Genomic DNA, 19,669 nt, shown 5'->3' with positions numbered 1-19,669 from the left:
GCCGGGCCTATTCCGGCAGCGGGGGGCAATTTTCCGTCGCCGCGCCATCCTCGTCGAACACCCAGTATGTGAATCCGTCGCGGTTCACGCGCGGCCGCATGCCACTGTGGCGTTCCTCGGGGCTAATCGCCCCGAAGCGCAAAATGCAGGACATGTCCTCGATGATCGGCGTGCGCTCCATGTATTCCGAATGCCGCATCCGGCCGCGGCCGATCAGCGACCGCGTGGCGAAACCGAGGAAGGAAAACTCCCCCTCAGTCATGTCGATCGTGTGCGGGATCGCATCATCCCAGCCGACCTCGAAATTGAAGACCGGCGGCTCCGCACCGGACTGGAAGAAGCCGATCCGTTCCTTGATGTCCCGGTCCTCGTCGCGCGACGGGAAGAGGTTGCGCAGTAACGCGCTCGACGCGACGGCCACGTCGGTCGAGGAGGTGTAGAGCGTCAGGCTCTCCATGTTCCACGCCGCGGGCTGCGCCCATTCGAGAAACAGATTCCGGTCGAGATCGCCGGACGCAAAGAAGACATGGCCGAATTCGAAGCCGGGCTCGATCAGCTCGAGCCGGCTCAGCGCCTGCGCGAAGACGCGGGTGCCCATCGAGTGCGCCACCACGTTGATCTCGGCATCGGGCAAGGCGGCGCGCACGAGAAGAAGGAAATTGACGAGGGCGTCGACGCTCAGATCGGCGTCGTCCATGTCGGAAAGATAGTGAAAGACGCTGCCGTTCGCGGGCCAGGAATAGAAGAAGACCGGCCCCGGAAACTGCAGATCATACTTGATCTGGGCGGCGCGGAAGGCGGCGTCGCGGAAGCGCACGTTGAAGCCGTGGATGAAGACGATGGCCTGGTTGTCGTACTGACCGTCCATCTGGCCGATCGCTTCTTCCAGCATGACCTGCGCATAGCCGGCAAAGGCGCGCGCATCGAGTTCTGCATAGCTCCAGATCGAAAACAGCCGCGCGCGTTCCTCGTCAGTGATATCGCGGTCATTGCGCGCGACCGCCGTGATCGGATCGCCGCGTTCCCGGCTGTCGGGGACGGAGACCGTCATCACGCCGAGCCGGCACCAGGGCAATTCGCGTGTCTCCACCCCCGGTTCGCAGCCCGGATGCGGACGGGTCGAGTAGACATCTTGCTCGTCGAGACCGCCGAACTCGGCCACCGGTGCCCGATTGGTGCCGTAGAGCAGGGAGACGCAGGAATAGCCGGCACCGGTCGCAGCGTCGCCCGTGCCGCGCGGTGCACAATCCCCGTCGAAGACGGCCTCGTCTCGCGGGTCCTGGCTGTATTCAGGCATCGCCGTAACGACCACGGGATCGATCACCACGACATCGTCCGAACCCGAGCCGTTACCTTCCGGAGCCGGTGGTGGCGGAGGCGGAGGCGGAGGTGGTGGTGGCGGAGGTGGCGGCGGCGGAGGGGGTGGCGGAACGTCTGTGTCACGCGCATCACCGCCCTGTGTGGCGGCTGATCCGCGACCCGAATCGGCTTGTTCGCCCGTCTGCCCGTCTGGCAGCATCGCGCACCCGGCCAACCAACAACCCGCGGCCAGCGCCGCCCAACCCCGTAACGTCATGACCTTCCCCTGTGGCGATTACGCTAGGCGAAACGCTCGCAACAGAAAAGGCTCAGGCTTTCGGATTGAAGGCGGTGATCAATCTCGGTTCGCCCAGCGAGGCGCTGAGTTCGAACACGGTCGCCGCGCTCGTCGGGTAACCGTCGGGCAGAGCCGCATTGGCCCCCGCCTTCCAGGCGAGGTCGTGGGCCAGCGCCCCGATGCCGGGATTGTGGCCGACCATGACGATCGCCTGCGAACTGGCGAAGGCTTCGATCGCCGCACGCTCGAGGAAATCCTGCGAGGCATGATAGAGCGCCATGGGCGAGTCCACCGGAATCTCGCCGACCGCCGCCGACAAGATCGACCAGGTCTGCTTCGTGCGTTGCGCCGGCGAAACCAGTGCCAGCGCGGGCACGATGCCGACGGCCTTCAGCGCCTCTCCGGCCCGGCCGGCATCCTCGCGTCCGCGCGGCGTCAGACCGCGTGCGAAATCGTCCTCGGCATCCATCCGGTCGACGGCCTTCGCATGACGGACAAGGATCAGGACGGGCATCGGCAGCAGTCTCTCGTATTGGCAACAAGGATTCGCGGCGGCAAACCTTGCACAAGCCGGTTCGCACCGCCATCTCCGGTGGCGAGCACAACCGTCCTTTGACGTCCAAGGAGAGAAATATGGGCCTGCTGCTGGGCGATGTCGCCCCGAATTTCGACGCCGAGACCACCGACGGCAAGATCAACTTCCACGACTGGATCGGTGACAACTGGGTGGTCTTCTTCTCCCACCCCGCCGACTATACGCCGGTCTGCACGACCGAACTCGGCTACACCTCCAAGCTCCACGGCGAACTCGCCAAGCGCAATGCCAAGGCGATCGCCCTGTCGATCGACAGCGTCGAGGACCACAAGGGCTGGATCAAGGACATCGAGGAGACGCAGGGCTGCTCGGTCAACTTCCCGATCATCGCCGACGTCGACAAGAAGGTGTCGGAACTCTACTCGATGATCCACCCGAACGCGGACCCCAAGGTCACCGTGCGTTCGGTCTATGTCATCGACCCGAACAAGAAGATCCGTGCTACCTTCACCTATCCGCCGAGCGCCGGCCGGAACTTCAACGAGATCCTGCGCCTGATCGATTCCCTGCAACTGACCGATGGCTACAAGGTCGCCACCCCGGTGAACTGGGAGTCCGGTGACGACGTGATCGTCGTTCCGTCGCTGTCCGATGCGGACGCCGACAAGCTCTTCCCGAAGGGCTACAAGAAGATCAAGCCGTATCTGCGCGTCACGCCGCAGCCGAACAAGTAACGGTCTTAAGATCCGTTCGTTGCGGGAAGGCCCGGCCGGGATACTGGCCGGGCCTTCTTGTTTTTGCCGCCAGCCGCGCCATGCTCCTGATGACAAGCCGTCTCGCGGAACATCATGCGCTACCTGCCCTTTCTGATCATCGCCCTCCTCGCCGCGGCGCTTTCCGCGCTTGCGCTCCTGCATGCGCCCTGGTGGTGGATCGGTGGCGCCCCCTTCCTTCTCCTGACGGTCCTTGGGATCTGGGACTTCGTGCAGCCCTCGCACACGCTGATGCGGAATTATCCGGTGATCGCGCGGATCCGCTGGCTGTCTGAATCCCTGCGCCCCTTCGTCCAGAGTTATTTCGTGGAGGGCGATACGGAGGGCAAACCCTTCTCCCGGGAGGAACGCGCCCTTGTCTATCGCCGGTCGAAGAATATCGAGGGCGTGCAGCCCTTCGGGTCCGAACTCGATTTCCGCGCGCCTGACGTCGAGTGGCTGGAACACTCGATCGCCGCCCGCTCCGGCAAGGACGCGAATATCCGGCTCGATATCGGCGGACCGCAATGCGCGAAGCCCTATTCGGCCTCGATCTACAATATTTCCGCGATGAGCTTCGGCTCGCTCGGCGCCCGCGCCATCGAGACGCTCAATCTCGGCGCCAGGCTCGGCGGCTTCGCCCAGGACACGGGCGAAGGCGGCATCTCGAAATACCATCGCAAACATGGCGGCGACCTGATCTGGGAGATCGGCTCGGGATATTTCGGCTGCCGCAACCAGGACGGCAGTTTCGACCCTGAAGCGTTCAAGGCCCGTGCCGTCAGCGATCAGGTCAAGATGATCGAGATCAAGCTGTCGCAAGGCGCCAAGCCCGGCCATGGCGGCGTGCTGCCCGGGTCGAAAGTGACCGCGGAGATCGCCGAAGCGCGCGGCGTGGAAATCGGTGAGGAATGCGTCTCGCCGGCGGCCCATTCCGCCTTCTCCACGCCGGCGGAGATGATGGAATTCATCGCACAGCTTCGCGAATTGTCGGGCGGAAAACCGGTCGGCTTCAAGCTGTGCGTCGGACGCCGTGTCGAACTCTTTGCCCTGATGAAGGCGATGCAGTCGACGGGGGTCCAGCCGGACTTCATCGTCGTCGACGGCAAGGAGGGCGGCACCGGAGCGGCCCCGGCCGAATTCATGGACAGTGTCGGTTCACCGCTACGCGAAGGCCTGATCGCGGTGCGCGATGCCCTGATCGGTTCGGGGTATCGCGATACGGTCCGCATCGGGGCGGCCGGCAAGGTCGTGACCGGCGTGCGCTTCGCCACCAACATCGCGCTCGGTGCCGACTGGTGCAATTCGGCGCGCGGATTCATGTTCTCGCTCGGCTGTGTCCAGTCGATGCTGTGCGACACCAATCATTGCCCGACCGGCATCACGACGCACGATCCGTTGCGCCAGCGCGGCCTCGTCGTGGAAGACAAGGCCAAACGGGTCGCCGCCTTCCACGAGAACACCGTGCAGGCGCTTGTCCACATGGCCGCCGCCGCAGGCTGCGATCATCCGCACGAATTGCGCCCGGAACACGTCATGCGCCGTGTCGGCCCCGACCGCGCCGTCTCGCTGCGCGACCTCTATCCGCAAGTGCGGTCCGGCCAGTTCTGGGACGATGCCGGGGCCACGCCCTATGGCCGTGAATGGGCCGCCGCGACCCCGGACAGCTTCCACGCCCTCGCCCCGGCGGCCTGATTCGATTCGCCAATCCGATTCGCTCGCGTTAACGTTGTTGCGGGATGGATGGACCGGGGGAGCCGGCATGCGGGGGATGGCACGGGCAAAACCCGGATACGGCGGACTGCCGTTCCGCAATGCGCTGGAACGCATCCTCTCCCCGGCACAAGCGCGCGACTGGGCTGCCGAGGCCGCCAACGGGCTCTACAACCGCACACCGCAAGCCTCCGCCCGGCAGGGCATCGAAACCCGCCAGTTCGTCGCCGTCATCGCTCCCCTCATATTCCTGTTCGTCTGGGGCACAGCCTGGCCGCCGCTGACCGGTCTGGTGCTGTCTCTCGCCTCGGTTGCGATTTTGGCCTTGTCGGCCCTTCGGCTGTCGGCAGCGATCCTGTCACCCGCACCTTTGACCTCGCCTGAGCTGGACGATGACCACCTCCCGATCGTCACCATACTCGCACCCATGTTCCGGGAAGCGGCCGTTCTGCCCCAGCTCGTCCGGGCGCTCGACCGGATCGAATACCCGGCGGACAAGCTCGACATCAAACTGATCGTCGAGGCAGTCGACGCCGAAACGCTGAAGGCGGCCCGTGCCTGTGACCTCGATGCGCGCTTCGAGATTGTCGTCGTGCCGGACGGTAAGCCGCGCACCAAGCCGCGCGCGCTCAATTTCGCGATGCGCTTCGCGGTCGGTTCGGTCGTGTGCATCTATGACGCCGAGGACGTGCCCCATCCCCGCCAGGTCCGAACGGCGGCCGAAGTGTTCACCACGCATGACAGGCGGCTGGCCTGCCTGCAGGCCCCGCTCGGTTGGTACAATCACGGACGGAACTGGCTGACCCGGCAATTCGCGCTCGAATACGCCGCGCACTTTCACGCCCTGCTGCCACTTCTGGCGCGCCTTGGCTGGCCGCTTCCCCTCGGCGGGACCAGCAACTTCTTTCGCCGCGACGCGCTCGAAGCGGTTGGGCTCTGGGATCCGTGCAATGTGACCGAGGACGCCGATCTCGGATTTCGCCTCGCCGCGCATGGATACCGGACAGGCGTCATCGCCCCTTCGACAGGCGAAGAGGCTCCTGTTTGTCTAACCGCCTGGCTGGCGCAGCGTTCGCGCTGGATCAAGGGCCACGCCCAGACCTTTGCGGTCCATACGCGCGCCCCGCAATCGCTCTTCGCGGCCTCCGGGCGGGCAGGTCCGCTGTCCCTTGCCGCGACACTCGGTGCAACCGTGGTGTCCGCCCTGCTGCATGCGCCGACCGTGCTGCTCTGCCTTCTGTGGCTGGCTTCGGAACCGGCGCAGCCGGTCAGATGGGCCGCCCTCACACTCCTGGCCGCCGGCTATGGAGCGGCGGCGGCATGCGCAGCGGTCGGTGCGCGCCGGGCCGGACTGACGCCGCGCCTCACCGATCTCCTGACCATGCCGGCCTACTGGCCGTTGCAGACGCTTGCCGCCATCCGGGCCTTGTGGGAATTGCGGTCCAATCCCTATTTCTGGGCCAAGACCGAACACGGGCATTCGCCTGCCCCCGAAACCGCGCACCGGACCGAGGCCGAATGTCCCTCAATCTCACCCTCATCCTCATCGGCGTCTTCGCCGCGGGTTTCGGCCTTGCCGCCTGGATGTCGGGCCGCCCGCCGAACCTCGCGCGCGGGCCGCGCATGATCCCGTGGACGCTGATCGCCATCCTGTGCGCCGCGACGGAGGTTTTTCTCCTCGCTCACCTGGTCAATCTTCTGGGATTCGAGACCGGAAACGGCCGGGGCTTCTAGCGTGACTGAAGCGCTGGAGCGGGTGAAGGGAATCGAACCCTCGTCTTAAGCTTGGGAAGCTTCTGCTCTACCATTGAGCTACACCCGCGATCCGCCATGCGGACGCGGCGCGACTATACGCGAACCGGCGGCTCCGCCAAGACGGAGCCGCCGTTCCTCAGGTCATTCCGCGGGAAAATGCTCGGCGAGGAAGGCCGCGCTCTCGGCCAGCACCCGGGCCCGCGATGAACCCGTCGAGAGATAGTGGTCCTGCGACTCGATCTCCCGGTAGGTCAGGAGCGGGGAATCGCGCATCACGCGCTCGATCCCGCGGCTCTGTTCGACCGGCACGGTCAGATCGTTCTCGCCATGCAACAAGAGGAGCGGCGCGCGGATCTCGCCCGCACGCAACACGGGCGCAATGGCCCGGCGGTTCTCGCGATCCATGTAGAGCGAGCCGATATAGCGCTCCCAGTAGTCGAGGCCGATCAGGCGCTCTGACGTGTAATTCTCGCCCAGCATGGCATGGGGATCGCTGACCGCGTTGATCGCGATGATGCAGCGCACATGCTCCGGGTCGAGAATGCCCCCCATCAGCGCGGCATAGCCGCCATAGGACGCCCCGGCGATGCAGTAGCCCGGCCGCGCCAGGCCTTCGCGGACGAGGATTTGTGCACCTTCCAGCGAGTCGGTGACCATCCGGCGGCCGAACTCGCCATATCCCGCGGCGACGAATTCCTGGCCATAGCCGGCCGACCCCCGGAAGTTGGGTTGCAACACGGCATAGCCGAGCGAGGCATAGGCCTGCGCCATCCAGTCGAACGTGGCGTAGTCGCGCGCTTGCGGACCGCCATGGGGCAGGACGATCAGCGAAAACGGCCCGTCTTCCTGACTCATGCCGGGCGGGAGGGTCAGCATGGCGGGGATCGAGAGCCCGTCGCCCGCATCGTAGGACAGCGAGATCACCTCTCCGGTCTCGCGCCCGGCAAGCCCCGGATAGGCTTCGCCAAGCACCGAGACCTCGCCGGAAACCGTGTTGAAGACATAGAAGATTTCCGGCACGCCGCGGCTGAAGGCTGACGCAACGACGATCGACCGGTCACTCGACCAGGATTCGAGCAGCACCCGGTCCGTGCCGAGCGCGCCGAGCAGAGCGGCCTGAATCCCCGCCAGCTCCTCGTCGATATAGATGTGTTCGGGCATATCCTCGGCCGTCACGCCGACGCCGACCAGAAGATTGCGGTTCCGGTCGATGATCGGGGCATAGGTCATCCCGCTCTCGAGGCCGGGGATGGAGACCGGCGACAGGCCGCCAGCATCGAGGTCGAGACGCTGGAGGCCGCGATTCTCGCCTTCCGGGAAGACCATCGCCAGGGCATTGCCGCCATCGATCAACCCCCAGATGCTCGGCCGGTTGGACAGGTGACGGCCGGAATAGAAGGGATCGCGCCGCGTGCCGGGGCGGCGCACCTCGTAGAGCGACTGGTTGATGTTGATGTATTGCTCCGCAACGATCTCGCCCTGCGGATCCAGCACGTCATGGGTCACGTGATCGACGGCGCGGTGGATCGAGTCGCCCTCGCCGTCCTGCAGCGAGACTTCGAAGCGCTCGACGCCGATCGAATTGCGGACTTCCATGATGATCGTGTCGGGAGAGTCGATATTCAGCGACGCCACGAAGGAGGAGTAGACCTGCCCGACATTGTTCAGCAGCTGAACGCCGTTCCGGCTCTCGACGTCGAAAGCCACGGAACGCGAATAATACCCTTCCGCACCGCGAAAGCGCTCATAGCTCTGCACGGTGAAGATCAGATAGCGGTCCCGGGCCCAGAAATAGTCGACGATTTCTCCATCGCGCCACGGCTCCAGCGCAAACGGCGCCGATCCGCCGGTCAGGTCGTAAATGCACAGGGTCGGCAATTCGCCACCGCTGCACATCGACGCCAGACGGCTGCCATCCGGCGAGACTTCGGCGGACTGCAAGGACGGCAGGGTTGCAAAGGCTTCCAGTGACGGGTCCAGCACCGGCGCGTCCTGGGCTGTGGCGGCGCCATGGAATGACAGCGCGGTCAGAACCGCGAAAACGCGTGCGAACATGATTCCCCTCCCCCGTACCGGCTTTGCCGGCAAAGTCTTTTGTCTTGAAAGAAAAGGGGGCGCTGCAGTCCGCAGCGCCCCCTCCCGATCCGGCGGCCTTAGTCGGCCGGGTTATAGCGCCCGAGGAAGCTCAGCATGGCTTCGTAGAGCTGCCGGTTGTGGTCCGGCGTCATCAGAACGTAGACGTGAGGACCGCCTTCGATCTCCACATACTCGTTCGGACGTCCGGCTTCGTTCAGCGATTGCGCCATGATCTGCGCCTGTTCAACCGGAACGATCGTGTCTTCCGAACCGTGCACCAGCAGGATGGGCGGCGTGCGGTCGGAGATGTTCTGGCGCGGCGAGACCGAACGGATACGATCCGTGTCGCGGCGCCAGTCGCCTATGTATTCGGTCCAGTAGTCGACTGCGCCGCCAGCCGCGCCGTATTCGCGGCCTTCGACCCAGTTCATCATCTCGAAGATGTCGGACACTGGAGCACCGGCAATGGCACACTGGTAGAGTTCCGGGGTCAGCGTGGCACCGGCCAGCGCGGCATAACCGCCATAGGACCAGCCGAAGATGCACACGCGGTCTTCGTCGATGATGTTCTGTCCCGACAGGTAGGTGATGGTGTCGGACACATCGTCCTGCATCGCCCGGCCCCACTCGTTGTGGCCCGCCTCGATGAAGGATTGTCCGAAGCCGTCCGAACCGCGGAACTGCGGCTGGATCACGACATAGCCACGAGACGCCAGGATCTGGGCCCACGGGTCAAACCCGTAGAAGTCCCGCGCCTGCGGACCGCCGTGCGGCAGCACGATCAGCGGCAGGTTTTCCAGTTCACGGCCTGGCGGCAGGGTGACATAGGCGAGGATCGAGCGGCCATCGCGGGCGCGATAGTCCACCGGAAGCACCTCGGCGACCCATTCGTCCGGAATGTCCGGACGTTGACGCCCGATCAGCGACAGCGAACCCGCCGACCGGTCGAACAGGTAATAGGCCCCCGCCGACCCGCCGAGTTCGCGGTGCACGACGATACGGTTGGCCGAAGCATCCCAGGTCGTCATCTGGACGACGCTGCCCGGGAATGTGGCTTCGAGTTGCGCCTGCAATTCGCGCCAGGGTGAATCGAAATATTCGTAATGGGGGACTCCGTCATCCCAATAGGCCCCGATCACGCTGTTGTCGCGCCAGTCGGTCAGGAAGCCGCCAAAGTCCGCACCATTGGTGTCGAAATGCGGGCCGGTAATTTCCCCGGTTTCCGGATCGAACTGATAGGCCTGCCGCAGATCATCGCCAACACGAAGGGCCGCCATCCACACACGCAGGCCGTCCCCCGTCAGTCCCGAAGGTGTTCCCACATCCGCGCGGATACGCCGGGCCCGATTGCCACGGCCATAGCGTTCCACGGTGTAGTCGGACCGATAGGCTGTTCTCCAGCCGCTCCCGTTTCGAACAAAGAATTCGATCCGGTTCGCCCGGCTGTCATTGTCATAGCGGATGACGGGTTCGCCGGTTTCGTCGATCACGAAGCCGGACGTGGTTGCCTCTCCCACCGACACCTGATTCCGCCGGTCGCGTTCAATGTGATGGCGGTACAGCCCGATGGTGAACGACATGCCGTCCGCAGCGCCGGTGCGCCCGCGGGCCGTGAACCGATCATCGCGCAGCGTCGGCAGCGCGACAAGGATATGCTCGGGGTCGTCCGGGCGAATCGACACGATCTGGGTCGATGCCGGCATTTCATAGGATCGGCTTCCATCCGCCTTCAGAACGACATAACGGGGCAGGTTGGCGCTGAACGATCCGGCGTTCACGGGCCGCCGCTCCACGAACGACACCAGCAAGAATTCGTCGTTCAACCAGCGCACACTCAACGGCGATGTTCCGACCTGATCGGTCGCGGTCAGCACGCGCTGTCCCGAGCCGTCGATCCCGGTAACAATAATGACGCGCTCTTCACCCTCGACGGACGACAACATCGCAAGCCGTTCGCCATTCGGCGAAATCCGCACCGACGTCATTTGGTCATTGGCGGCATAGGCTTCGATCGGTGGCGGCTGTTGGGCGTGGGCACTCCCCCCGAACGCCATCACGGCCATTGCCGCGGCGGCTAGCAACTGACGCATGTCTTACTCCCCGGTTACAGACACATGGACGTTATATTGTGGTCCGGGTGGTGTGCGGGGCAAGGCCAAGATTGCAGGCTGGGGACGAAAACCTCAGATAGGCGCGAAATGTTTCGCAAGCTTCAGGTGCTGCGCCTGATAGTGCGAACCCGCCGTGCCATAGGGCCGTTCCGGCAGATCGGTCATCGGCTCGAACACCAGTTTCGCGACCGGCTGGCCGTGTTCGAGAATGAACGGCACGTCGTGTCCGCGCACTTCCAGAACCGCCCGCCCGCCTTTTCCGCCGATCGATTCGACCCCGAATCCCGGATCGAAGAAGCCGGCATAGTGAGCCCGGAACTCACCGATTTCCGGCGCGATCGGGGCCATTTCGGCGGCTTCGCCCAGCGGGATTTCCACTGCCTCGCGGGAGGCAAGTATGTAGAATTCGCCCGGATCGAGCACGAGCCGCCCGTCACCCGCCGGGATCGGCTCCCAGAATATGGACGGATCGTGACCGCCGACCCGTTTCAGATCGATCAGCCCGGCATGACGGCGCGCCCGGAAACCGATCGGTCCCGAGCCCTTGCCCTTGAGGTCGACACTGACCGTCAGTTCCCGGCCCGGCTGTCGCCCGCCGGCGCGCAGACGCGCCTGGACCAGCCGGTCGCCCGGCCGGGCGAGGATGGAGAAGGTCCGCGGACAGATCTCGACATAGAGCGGGCCTTCATACCCCTCCGGCGCCTGATCGAACGCCGCGGCATGGTCTGCAATCACGCGGGTGAAGACATCGAGCCGGCCGGTCGAGCTTTTCGGATTCATCGCCGCGCTGATCCCGGCGGGAAGTTTCAGGCTCTCCTGCAGCGGCGCGAGATAGACGCATCCGGTCTCCAGAACCGCCCCCTCGCTGAGGTCGAGCCGGTGCATCACCACGTCGCTGTCCAGCCGGTCGCGAACCGTATGCCCCGTTCCCGGCAGGAAGCTGGCGCGCAGGCGGTAGGCCGTCGTCCCCAGCCGCAGATCGACGCTGGCCGGTTGAACCTGACCCTCCTCGAACGGGCTCAGCCCCCTGATCGCGTCGCTGGCGATCAGGCTTCGAAGGCGCCGGTCGTTCAGAATTCCGGTTTCGGTCATGGCTGGCGGTCCGTCACGGGTTGAAAGCTGCGGTGCGGAAGATCGGGTCTAACCGAAGGACGGGGCTTGAGCCAGCGCCCGCGCCATCGGAGAATGTGCGGTAACGGTCCAGACGCGGACCGGAGGACGAACCATGTATGAATGCGAAACCGAAGGCGTGTGGATCCGCGTCGAGCCGGATTATCTCGACGAGGAATCCGAACCGGATGAAGGCCGCTTCGTCTGGGCCTACACGATCGAGATCGAGAATCGCGGCGAGGCGACGCTTCAGCTGGTGTCGCGCGAATGGGAGATCACCGATTCCCGCGGCCGGATCGAGATCGTCCGCGGCGATGGTGTTGTCGGTGAGCAGCCCGTCCTGCGCCCGGGCGAGAGCTTCCGCTATACGTCCGGCGCGCCGCTGGCCACTTCGTCCGGTTTCATGAGCGGCCAATACCAGATGCGCCGCGAGGACGGCTCGCGCTTCGCCGCCCGTATCCCGTCCTTCTCGCTCGACACCCCGTTCGACCGCCCGGCGCTGCACTGAGCGCGCGGTCCAGGCTGTCGTGAACGCTTCCGTCCGTCCCGTCGTTTTCGTGATCGGCACGCTGATCGTCGTTCTGTCGGCGGCGATGATCGTGCCCTTCTTGCTCGACCTTCATGACGGCCGGACGGAGAGCGCGCAGGCTTTCCTGTCTACGGGTTTCATCGGCATCGTCGCCGGCAGCGTGATGGCGATGGCCTCACGCGGGGACAATTCGAACCTGTCGGTTCGCGCCGGTTTCATCCTGACGGCCGGATCGTGGGCGGTGCTGGCCCTGTGGGCCGCCATCCCCATGCGCTATTCCGGCATCGGCCTCGACTGGACCGATGCGATCTTCGAATCCATGTCCGGCCTGACGACAACCGGCGCGACCGTCATCACCGGGCTCGACACCCAGCCGCGCGGTCTCCTGATGTGGCGCGCCATCCTGCAATGGATCGGCGGGATCGGGATCATCGTGACGGCAATGGCGGTGTGGCCGCTGCTCGGCGTCGGCGGCATGCAGCTCTTCCGCCTCGAATCTTCCGACAACTCGGAGAAAATCCTGCCGCGTGCCGCCCAGATCGCAGCCGCCATCGCCGCGCTTTATCTCGGCCTCACCGTGATTTGCGCGCTGTGCTACTCGGCCGTGGGCCTTTCCGCATTCGATTCCATCGCCCACGCGATGACGACGATCGCGACCGGCGGTTTCTCCACCCGCGACGCTTCGATTGGCGCCTTCCTCGATCAGGGCGGGGACCTCGTCGCGCTGGTCTTCATGATCGTGGCCGCCCTGCCCTTCGTCGCCTGGCTGGTGGCATTGCGCGGCCGCCCCTCCGCGCTTTGGAACGACCCGCAGGTTCGCGGCTTCCTCACCCTTGTCGTCGTCGCCACGCTCGTCCTGACCGTTCTGCTCATGGCCACGGGGGTGCATGGCAACGAGTCGTCCTGGCGCTTCGCGGCGGTCAACACGGTCTCGGTCATCACCGGCACGGGTTACGCAACCGCCGATTTCAACGCCTGGGGTCCGATTGCACAGGCCAGCCTGTTCGCGCTGATGTTCGCGGGCGGCTGCGCCGGTTCGACGACCTGCTCGGTGAAGATCTTCCGCTACCAGATCGCCATTCTGGCGATCCGCCGGCACCTGGTGTCGCTGGTCCACCCCAATGCGATCACGCCGATGCGCTATGGTAACCAGGTGGTCAGCCAGCAGACCGTCTATTCGGTGCTCGGCTTCCTTTTCGCCTTCATCCTGATCTTCATCGTCAGCGCGATCATCCTGAACGCGATGGGCCTCGACACGGTCACGGCGCTATCAGGCGCGGCGACCTCTCTGGCGAATGTCGGCCCCGGCCTCGGCCCGATGATCGGACCGGCTGGCACGTTCCAGCCCCTGCCGGATCCGGCGAAATGGGTGATGACGGCCAACATGCTGATCGGCCGCCTCGAAGTCATCACCGTGCTGGTCTTTTTGACGCCTAGATTCTGGAAGGGCTAACTCTTCGCGCCCGAACGCGCCGCCGCGATATCGGCCTGCGCGAATTCGAACCGCCTGTTGCAGTACTCGCAGGTCATCGCGACGGGGTCGTCCTCGCCGATCTCCGACGGATCGAAACTCGCCAGCACATTGACCAGCTTGGCCGTCGTGCACGGGCAGTAGCGCGGCACGGCGACCGGTTCGAACATCCGCACCCCGTCCTCGTGGAACAGGCGGAAGAGGAGGTCGCCGGCGGAAATCGCCGGATCGATCAGCTCGTCGGGCGCGATCGTGCCGAACAGGGCCCGGACATGGTGCCAGTCCTCTGCGACATCGCCGCGCGCGGCATCCGGCGCAATCGCCTGGATGATGGCGCCGCTGCCGCGCCATTCGGCGGGCGTGTCGCCGGTGACCACTTCGCCGGCGGCAATGCGGATCATGGTCGGCACCTGTTCCGATTGCGCGAAATAGGTCTCGGCGCAGGCCGACAGGCTCTCGCCTTCCAGTGCCACCAGCCCCTGATAGCGCTCCTTGCCTTCACCGGGATCGATCGTCATGGCGAACGACCCCTTGCCGAGCAGGTCGTGCAAGCTGGCGTCATCGGCAATTGTTTCGCCCGGGATCAGCTGCGCCATGGCGCGCACGCCCTGCCCCTTCACCCATTCCGCCACGACGAAACGGACGGGGCCCTCGCCATTCGCCTGCACGATCAGCCGCCCGTCGAACTTCAGTGTGTCGCCGACGAGCACGGCCAGAATCGCCGCCTCGGCCACGAGCCGCGCGACGGGCCGCGGATAGTCGTGCGCCCCGGCGATCAGGTCGAGCGTTGAACCGAGGCGCGCGATTCGCCCGCGAACCGGCCGGTTCTCGATCTGGAAAGCGGAAACGATATTGTCGTCCGCGCCGAGACTGTGGGCCGGCTCGCTCATCCCTTGAGGGATTGCGACGCGGCCTTCAGCGCCTCGTCGAGCTTTTCCAGCGCCGTGCGGGCATCGGCCTCGGTGATGGTCAGGGGCGGGGCCATGCGGGCGACATTGTCGCCGGCCGCACCGATCAGGAGGCCCCGGTCACGAACGCTGGCAACAAAGTCGCGAGCCACGACGGCGTCCTTCAGCTTCAGACCGATCAGCAGGCCGCGGCCGCGCACTTCCTCGACGACGTCCGGATAGGTGTCGGCGAGGCCGTGCAGCTGCTGCTTCAGGAAACCGGCCACGTCATTCACATGGTCCAGGAAGCCCGGCTTGGTCAACTCGTCGAAAACGGCATTGCCGACCGCCATGGCCAGCGGATTGCCGCCGAAGGTCGAACCGTGCGTGCCCATCTTCATGTGCTCGCCGGCCGCGTCCGTGGTCAGGCAGGCCCCCATCGGGAAGCCGCCGCCGACGCCCTTGGCAACCGCCATGATGTCCGGCTGCGCGCGCTCGGCCCACTCATGGGCGAACAGCTTGCCGGTCCGGCCGGCACCGCACTGGACCTCGTCATAGATCAGGAGCAGACCCTTCTCGTCGCATAGTTCGCGCAGGCCGCGCAGGCACTGGTCGGGCACCGCGCGAACGCCGCCTTCGCCCTGCACCGGCTCGACGAGAATGGCGGCCGTCTCTTCGGTGATCGCGGCATGCAGCGCGTCATGGTCGCCGAATTTGACCTGGTCGAACCCTTCCATCTGCGGGCCGAAACCTTCGAGATATTTCGGATTGCCGCCGGCATTGATCGCGCCATAGGAGCGGCCGTGGAAGGCACCCGTGAAAGTGATCACGCGATAGCGGTGCGGCTCGCCCTTGGCGAAGAAGTAGTGCCGCGCCGTCTTGATCGCGCACTCGATCGCCTCGGTACCGGAATTCGTGAAGAAGACCCGGTCCGCAAACGTGTTGTCGGTATACTTCTTCGCCAGTTCCAGCTGCCCCGGCACGCGGAACATGTTCGACGTGTGCCACAGCTTGTCGGCCTGCGCCTTCAGCGCGCCAACGAGGGCCGGGTGATTGTGACCGAGCGCGTTCACCGCGATGCCCGCGATGAAATCGAGATAGCGCTCGCCCTTGTCCGTGATCATCCAGACGCCGTCTCCGCGCACGAAATCGAGATCGGGCGGGGAATAGGTGTCCATCAACGGAGCGGGCATGTCGGTCTCTCCTCTAGGCAAACGCCGCGCATCGTGATCCGAGGCGCGGCGCAGGGCGTGTCTGTTGAATGCCGGTTTAGGCCTGTCCTGTCAGGTCTTCAAGCGCCAGCCTGATCGCAGCACCAGATAGCAGGCAACCAGCAGAACCAGATTGATCCCGGCGACCACCGCTGCGCCGATCACAACATTCCCGTCGGCATGACCGGTGAAGCCGTAGCGGAAGCCGTCGATCATGTAGAAGAACGGATTCCAGTGGCTCAGCGTCTGGAAGGGTTCGGGCAGGATCGAGACCGAATAGAAGGTCCCGGACAGGAAGGTCAGCGGCATGATGATGAAATTCGTCACCGCCGACATGTGGTCGAATTTCTCCGCCCAGACCCCGCCGATCACGCCGACCATGCCCAGCATCAGCGCCGCACCCAGCCCGAAATAGAGCGCCGCCCAGGGCATGTCGGGGACGAGGTCGATGAAGGGCATCATCGCCGCCGCGGTCACTGCGCCAACCATGATGCCGCGCGTTGCGGCGCCTGCGATGAAGGCGGCGGCCAGCTCGCCGGCCGAAAGCGGCGGCATCAGATAGTCGACCGTATTGCCTTGGACCTTTGACACCAGGATCGAGGACGACGAGTTCGCGAAGGCGTTGTTGAGGATGCTCATCAGGATGAGGCCCGGCGCCAGGAATTCGACGAAGGGCACACCGTCCACAGCCGGCCGGTTCTGTCCGAAGGCCAGTGAAAACACGATGATGAACAGCCAGGTCGTGACCGCCGGGGCCAGCAGCGTCTGCACGAAGACCTTGAGGAATCGCTGCACTTCCTTTCGGTAGAGCGTCCACAGGCCGAGCGTGTTGATCGCGCCGATCCGGCGCGGCTGGTGAAGGGCGTTTGGCGGGGTGTCGGTCATGGCCCGGAGCTAAACCGCGCCGCGCCGTCCGGCAAGGGGTGACGCGGCGAGTCGGGCCACCACTGCGAATCGAATCAGCTTTCCACAGGCGAATCAGCGACCGCATCTTGTGAGTCGGATCATTCTGGATACTGTATCTAGCAACAACCACGATATGTTGGGGTATAAGAAAATAGACCCCCAACGGGTTGTATGGATAATGGGGTTTCCGGAGGGAGAATGAGCGCCATGGCCTGGACCGACGAACGCGTCGAAATGTTGAAGAAGCTGTGGGCCGATGGCCTCTCGGCGAGCCAGATCGCCAAGCAGCTGGGCGGGGTCACCCGCAACGCCGTGATCGGCAAGGTGCACCGTCTCGGTTTGTCAGGCCGCGCGACCCCGTCGCGTCCGGTCCGCCGTCCGGCCCCCGCACCACGTCCGCGCCCGGCCGCGCAGCCGGCCAAGCCGCGCGTGACCGCCGAAGCCGCGCCCGCCACTCGCGAGCCGGTGAAGGCCCCGGAGCCGGAACCGCTTCCCAATGGCGAATTCGCGACCGTGCTGACGCTGAAGGATTCGATGTGCAAATGGCCGATCGGCGATCCGGCGACCGGCGATTTCCGCTTCTGCGGCCGCAAGTCCGATCCCGGCAACGCCTATTGCGACGCCCACGCGAAGATGGCCTACCAGCCGCAGCAGAAGCGCCGCCGCAAGACGTCGGACGCGAGCGCGGTTCTCGACTCGCTGGCCGCGACGCGCCGCCTGAATTTCTAGACTTTCCGGTTCGACACCAACTGACAGGCGGCTGCCCCGGCAGCCGCCTTTCTTTCAGGCGCGCTCCGCGTCGAGCGCGTAGCCGGCCGAACGGACGGTGCGGATCGGGTCACCCTCGCCGGCATTGTTCAGCGCCTTGCGCAAACGGCCGATATGCACGTCGACCGTGCGCGCCTCGACATAGACGTCCGAGCCCCAGACCGCATCGAGCAGCTGTTCGCGGGAGAAAACCCGTCCCGGATGCTGCATGAGATAGTCGAGCAGGCGGAATTCGGTCGGGCCGAGATGCACTTCCGTGCCGTCGCGCTTCACCCGATGGGCCACCCGGTCGATGACGATATCGCCGCACCGGACCTGATCGTCGGCGAGACCCGGGCGGATACGGCGCATCACCGCGCGGATGCGGGCGAACAGCTCGGTCATCGAGAATGGCTTCACGACGTAATCGTCGGCGCCGGTGTCGAGACCGCGGATCCGGTCGGCTTCCTCGCCGCGCGCCGTCAGCATGATGATCGGCACATTGCGCGATTCCTGGCGGCCGCGCAGGCGGCGGCAGACCTCGATGCCGGACACTTTCGGCAGCATCCAGTCCACCAGGACGAGGTCGGGATTGCTTTCCTCAGCAAGCATCATGGCCTCTTCGCCGTCACCGGCGACGGAGACCAGATAGCCCTCCTTCTCGAGATTGTACTGAAGCAGTGTGGCCAGTGCGTCTTCGTCTTCGATCACGAGGATATGGGGCTGCATGACGCTCTCCTCAGGATTCCCGGTCCGGGTCGGACATCGAGCGGTCGCGCCGCCAGTCCTCCCCGGTCAGGACGTAGTGAACCATTTCCGCAATGTTGGTGTTGTGGTCGCCGATCCGTTCGAGGTTCTTCGCGACGAACAGCATCTGGGTCGAGGGCGAGATCGTGCGCGCGTCTTCCATCATGTAGGTCAGAAGTTCGCGGAACAGGCTGTTGTAGATCTCGTCGATCTCGTCATCGGTCTTCATCGCCGAGTGCGCATCATCGAGCGAACCGGCGGAGAAGGCGTTGAGCACTTCGTGCATCTGGCTGATGACGAGACGGCCCATCCGCTCGACGCTGCGCGTCATCTCGTGGGGTTCGCTCTCGTTCAGCACCCGGCAACGGCGCGCGATATTCTTGGCGAGGTCGCCGACACGCTCGAGTTCGTGGCTGATCCGATAGGCGGCAATCGTCATGCGCAGATCGGTCGCCATCGGCTGGCGCAGCGCGAACAGGCGGATCACCCGCTTTTCGATGTCGCGCTCCATCTGGTCGACCTGGCGGTCGCGCTCGATCACGCTGTCCGCAAGCTCGCCGTCGCGGCGCATGACGGCCTGCAGGCAGTCGGAGACCAGCGTCTCGACCAGCCCGCCCATACGCGCGACATCGTCGGAGAGCCGGTCGAGCTCTTCGCCGAAGGATTTGACGGTATGGGTCTGGGTATTGGTGTTCATCGCCTGTCTTTCGTCGGACGGCCTCAGCCGAACCGTCCCGTAATATAGTCCTGCGTGCGCTGGTCGCGCGGATTGGTGAAGATCGCCTCGGTCGGTCCGTACTCGACCAGATCACCGAGGTGGAAGAAGGCAGTCATCTGCGAGACGCGTGCGGCCTGGGCCATCGAGTGCGTCACGATGATGATGCAGTAATTCTCGCGCAGCTCGTCGATCAGCTCCTCGATCTTCGCCGTCGCGATCGGGTCGAGCGCCGAACACGGCTCGTCCATCAGGATCACTTCCGGCGACACCGCGATGGCGCGAGCGATAACGAGACGCTGCTGCTGACCGCCGGACAGGCTGGTGCCCGGCTGGTCGAGCCGGTCGGCGACCTCGTTCCAGAGGCCGGCCTTCTTCAGGCTGGTTTCCACGATGGCGTCGAGCTCGGCCTTGCCCGAAGCGAGGCCGTGAATACGCGGCCCATAGGCGACGTTGTCATAGATAGACTTCGGGAACGGGTTCGGCTTCTGGAACACCATGCCGACGCGGGCGCGCAGCACGACCGGGTCGACCGACTTGGAATTGATCTCCTCGCCGTCGATCTTCACCGACCCGGACACGCGGGCAATGTCGATCGTGTCATTCATCCGGTTGATCGTGCGCAGCACGGTGGATTTGCCGCAGCCGGACGGACCGATGAAGGCCGTGACCGAGCGGTCGGGAATGCGCAGCGCAACGCCGCTGACGGCGGTCTTGCTGCCATAGGTGACGCCGACATTGTCGAGCTCGACCTTGGCATTCTCGATCTTCGTATCGTGATAGACCGTACTCATGCGTTCACGCTGT

17 protein-coding genes and 1 tRNA gene are annotated in these 19,669 nt (G+C 64.9%); 6 read left to right on the top strand and 12 right to left on the bottom strand.

All coding sequences use genetic code 11. The annotated features are described in order from the left end of the window. Positions 1 to 7: 7 nt before the first annotated feature. Both L5876_RS07695 and L5876_RS07690 read right to left on the bottom strand, forming a co-directional pair. Positions 8 to 1,327 carry an alpha/beta hydrolase gene (locus tag L5876_RS07695; RefSeq protein ID WP_236955594.1) on the bottom strand — a complete coding sequence of 440 codons (1,320 nt, stop codon included), beginning with the start codon at positions 1,325 to 1,327 and terminating at the stop codon, positions 8 to 10. A 301-nt stretch (positions 1,328 to 1,628) separates the two neighbouring features. Beyond that, positions 1,629 to 2,111 carry a histidine phosphatase family protein gene (locus L5876_RS07690; protein ID WP_236955593.1) on the bottom strand — a complete coding sequence of 161 codons (483 nt, stop codon included), beginning with the start codon at positions 2,109 to 2,111 and terminating at the stop codon, positions 1,629 to 1,631. 119 nt (positions 2,112 to 2,230) lie between these two features. Between L5876_RS07690 and L5876_RS07685 the strand changes: the two genes are divergently transcribed. The 3 genes from L5876_RS07685 (at position 2,231) to L5876_RS07675 (ending at position 6,224) form a co-directional block, all read left to right on the top strand. Continuing rightward, positions 2,231 to 2,866, top strand: a complete 636-nt coding sequence (locus L5876_RS07685; protein ID WP_039710763.1) for a peroxiredoxin — start codon at positions 2,231 to 2,233, stop codon at positions 2,864 to 2,866. Between the two features lie 114 nt (positions 2,867 to 2,980). After that, positions 2,981 to 4,579, top strand: a complete 1,599-nt coding sequence (locus L5876_RS07680; RefSeq protein WP_236955592.1) for an FMN-binding glutamate synthase family protein — start codon at positions 2,981 to 2,983, stop codon at positions 4,577 to 4,579. A 67-nt stretch (positions 4,580 to 4,646) separates the two neighbouring features. Next, positions 4,647 to 6,224, top strand: a complete 1,578-nt coding sequence (locus L5876_RS07675) for a glycosyltransferase family 2 protein (RefSeq protein WP_236955591.1) — start codon at positions 4,647 to 4,649, stop codon at positions 6,222 to 6,224. A 121-nt stretch (positions 6,225 to 6,345) separates the two neighbouring features. Here the strand turns inward: L5876_RS07675 and L5876_RS07670 are convergent. From L5876_RS07670 to L5876_RS07655, 4 genes are all read right to left on the bottom strand, one after another. Next, positions 6,346 to 6,419 (bottom strand) — tRNA-Gly (locus L5876_RS07670). A gap of 74 nt (positions 6,420 to 6,493) precedes the next feature. Then, a complete protein-coding gene (locus tag L5876_RS07665) occupies positions 6,494 to 8,407 on the bottom strand; it encodes a S9 family peptidase (RefSeq protein WP_236955590.1) in 1,914 nt (637 codons plus the stop codon). Between the two features lie 98 nt (positions 8,408 to 8,505). Further along, entirely contained in the window at positions 8,506 to 10,518 is a 2,013-nt protein-coding gene (locus L5876_RS07660; RefSeq protein WP_236955589.1) for an alpha/beta fold hydrolase, read from the bottom strand. Positions 10,519 to 10,611: 93 nt separating this feature from the next. Then, a complete protein-coding gene (locus tag L5876_RS07655; protein ID WP_236955588.1) occupies positions 10,612 to 11,631 on the bottom strand; it encodes a 2'-deoxycytidine 5'-triphosphate deaminase in 1,020 nt (339 codons plus the stop codon). Between the two features lie 133 nt (positions 11,632 to 11,764). Between L5876_RS07655 and apaG the strand changes: the two genes are divergently transcribed. Both apaG and L5876_RS07645 read left to right on the top strand, forming a co-directional pair. After that, the gene (gene apaG / locus L5876_RS07650; RefSeq protein ID WP_236955586.1) at positions 11,765 to 12,157 is read left to right on the top strand and encodes a Co2+/Mg2+ efflux protein ApaG; all 393 of its coding nucleotides are present in this window, start codon (positions 11,765 to 11,767) and stop codon (positions 12,155 to 12,157) included. A gap of 19 nt (positions 12,158 to 12,176) precedes the next feature. Next, entirely contained in the window at positions 12,177 to 13,631 is a 1,455-nt protein-coding gene (locus L5876_RS07645; protein WP_236955584.1) for a TrkH family potassium uptake protein, read from the top strand. Here L5876_RS07645 and L5876_RS07640 read toward each other — a convergent pair. From L5876_RS07640 to L5876_RS07630, 3 genes are all read right to left on the bottom strand, one after another. Beyond that, a complete protein-coding gene (locus L5876_RS07640) occupies positions 13,628 to 14,539 on the bottom strand; it encodes an Hsp33 family molecular chaperone HslO (RefSeq protein ID WP_236955582.1) in 912 nt (303 codons plus the stop codon). The genes L5876_RS07645 and L5876_RS07640 overlap by 4 nt on opposite strands. Next, on the bottom strand, positions 14,536 to 15,729 hold the full coding sequence (locus tag L5876_RS07635) for an aspartate aminotransferase family protein (protein WP_236955580.1): 1,194 nt from the start codon (positions 15,727 to 15,729) through the stop codon (positions 14,536 to 14,538). The genes L5876_RS07640 and L5876_RS07635 overlap by 4 nt, the downstream gene beginning before the upstream one ends. A 90-nt stretch (positions 15,730 to 15,819) precedes the next feature. Further along, a complete protein-coding gene (locus L5876_RS07630) occupies positions 15,820 to 16,632 on the bottom strand; it encodes an ABC transporter permease (RefSeq protein ID WP_236955579.1) in 813 nt (270 codons plus the stop codon). A gap of 228 nt (positions 16,633 to 16,860) precedes the next feature. On the opposite strand from L5876_RS07630, the gene L5876_RS07625 reads away from it, so the two are divergent. Continuing rightward, the gene (locus L5876_RS07625; RefSeq protein WP_236955631.1) at positions 16,861 to 17,382 is read left to right on the top strand and encodes a GcrA family cell cycle regulator; all 522 of its coding nucleotides are present in this window, start codon (positions 16,861 to 16,863) and stop codon (positions 17,380 to 17,382) included. A 54-nt stretch (positions 17,383 to 17,436) separates the two neighbouring features. Here L5876_RS07625 and phoB read toward each other — a convergent pair whose 3' ends face one another. Genes phoB through pstB form a run of 3 tightly spaced genes read right to left on the bottom strand, consistent with a single transcriptional unit; the run spans position 17,437 to position 19,656 of the window. Beyond that, positions 17,437 to 18,129, bottom strand: coding sequence for a phosphate regulon transcriptional regulator PhoB (phoB, locus tag L5876_RS07620; RefSeq protein WP_236955578.1), 693 nt, complete (start codon positions 18,127 to 18,129; stop codon positions 17,437 to 17,439). A gap of 10 nt (positions 18,130 to 18,139) precedes the next feature. Next, a complete protein-coding gene (gene phoU / locus L5876_RS07615) occupies positions 18,140 to 18,844 on the bottom strand; it encodes a phosphate signaling complex protein PhoU (RefSeq protein WP_039710739.1) in 705 nt (234 codons plus the stop codon). 23 nt (positions 18,845 to 18,867) lie between these two features. Continuing rightward, on the bottom strand, positions 18,868 to 19,656 hold the full coding sequence (gene pstB / locus L5876_RS07610; RefSeq protein WP_236955577.1) for a phosphate ABC transporter ATP-binding protein PstB: 789 nt from the start codon (positions 19,654 to 19,656) through the stop codon (positions 18,868 to 18,870). Between the last annotated feature and the right edge of the window lie 13 nt (positions 19,657 to 19,669).

The sequence above is a fragment of the Hyphobacterium sp. SN044 genome, from assembly GCF_021864465.1.
In the GTDB taxonomy this organism is placed as follows: Bacteria; Pseudomonadota; Alphaproteobacteria; order Caulobacterales; family Maricaulaceae; genus Hyphobacterium.
Note: the sequence above shows the minus strand (reverse complement) of the source record. Positions and strands in the feature narration are given on the sequence as shown.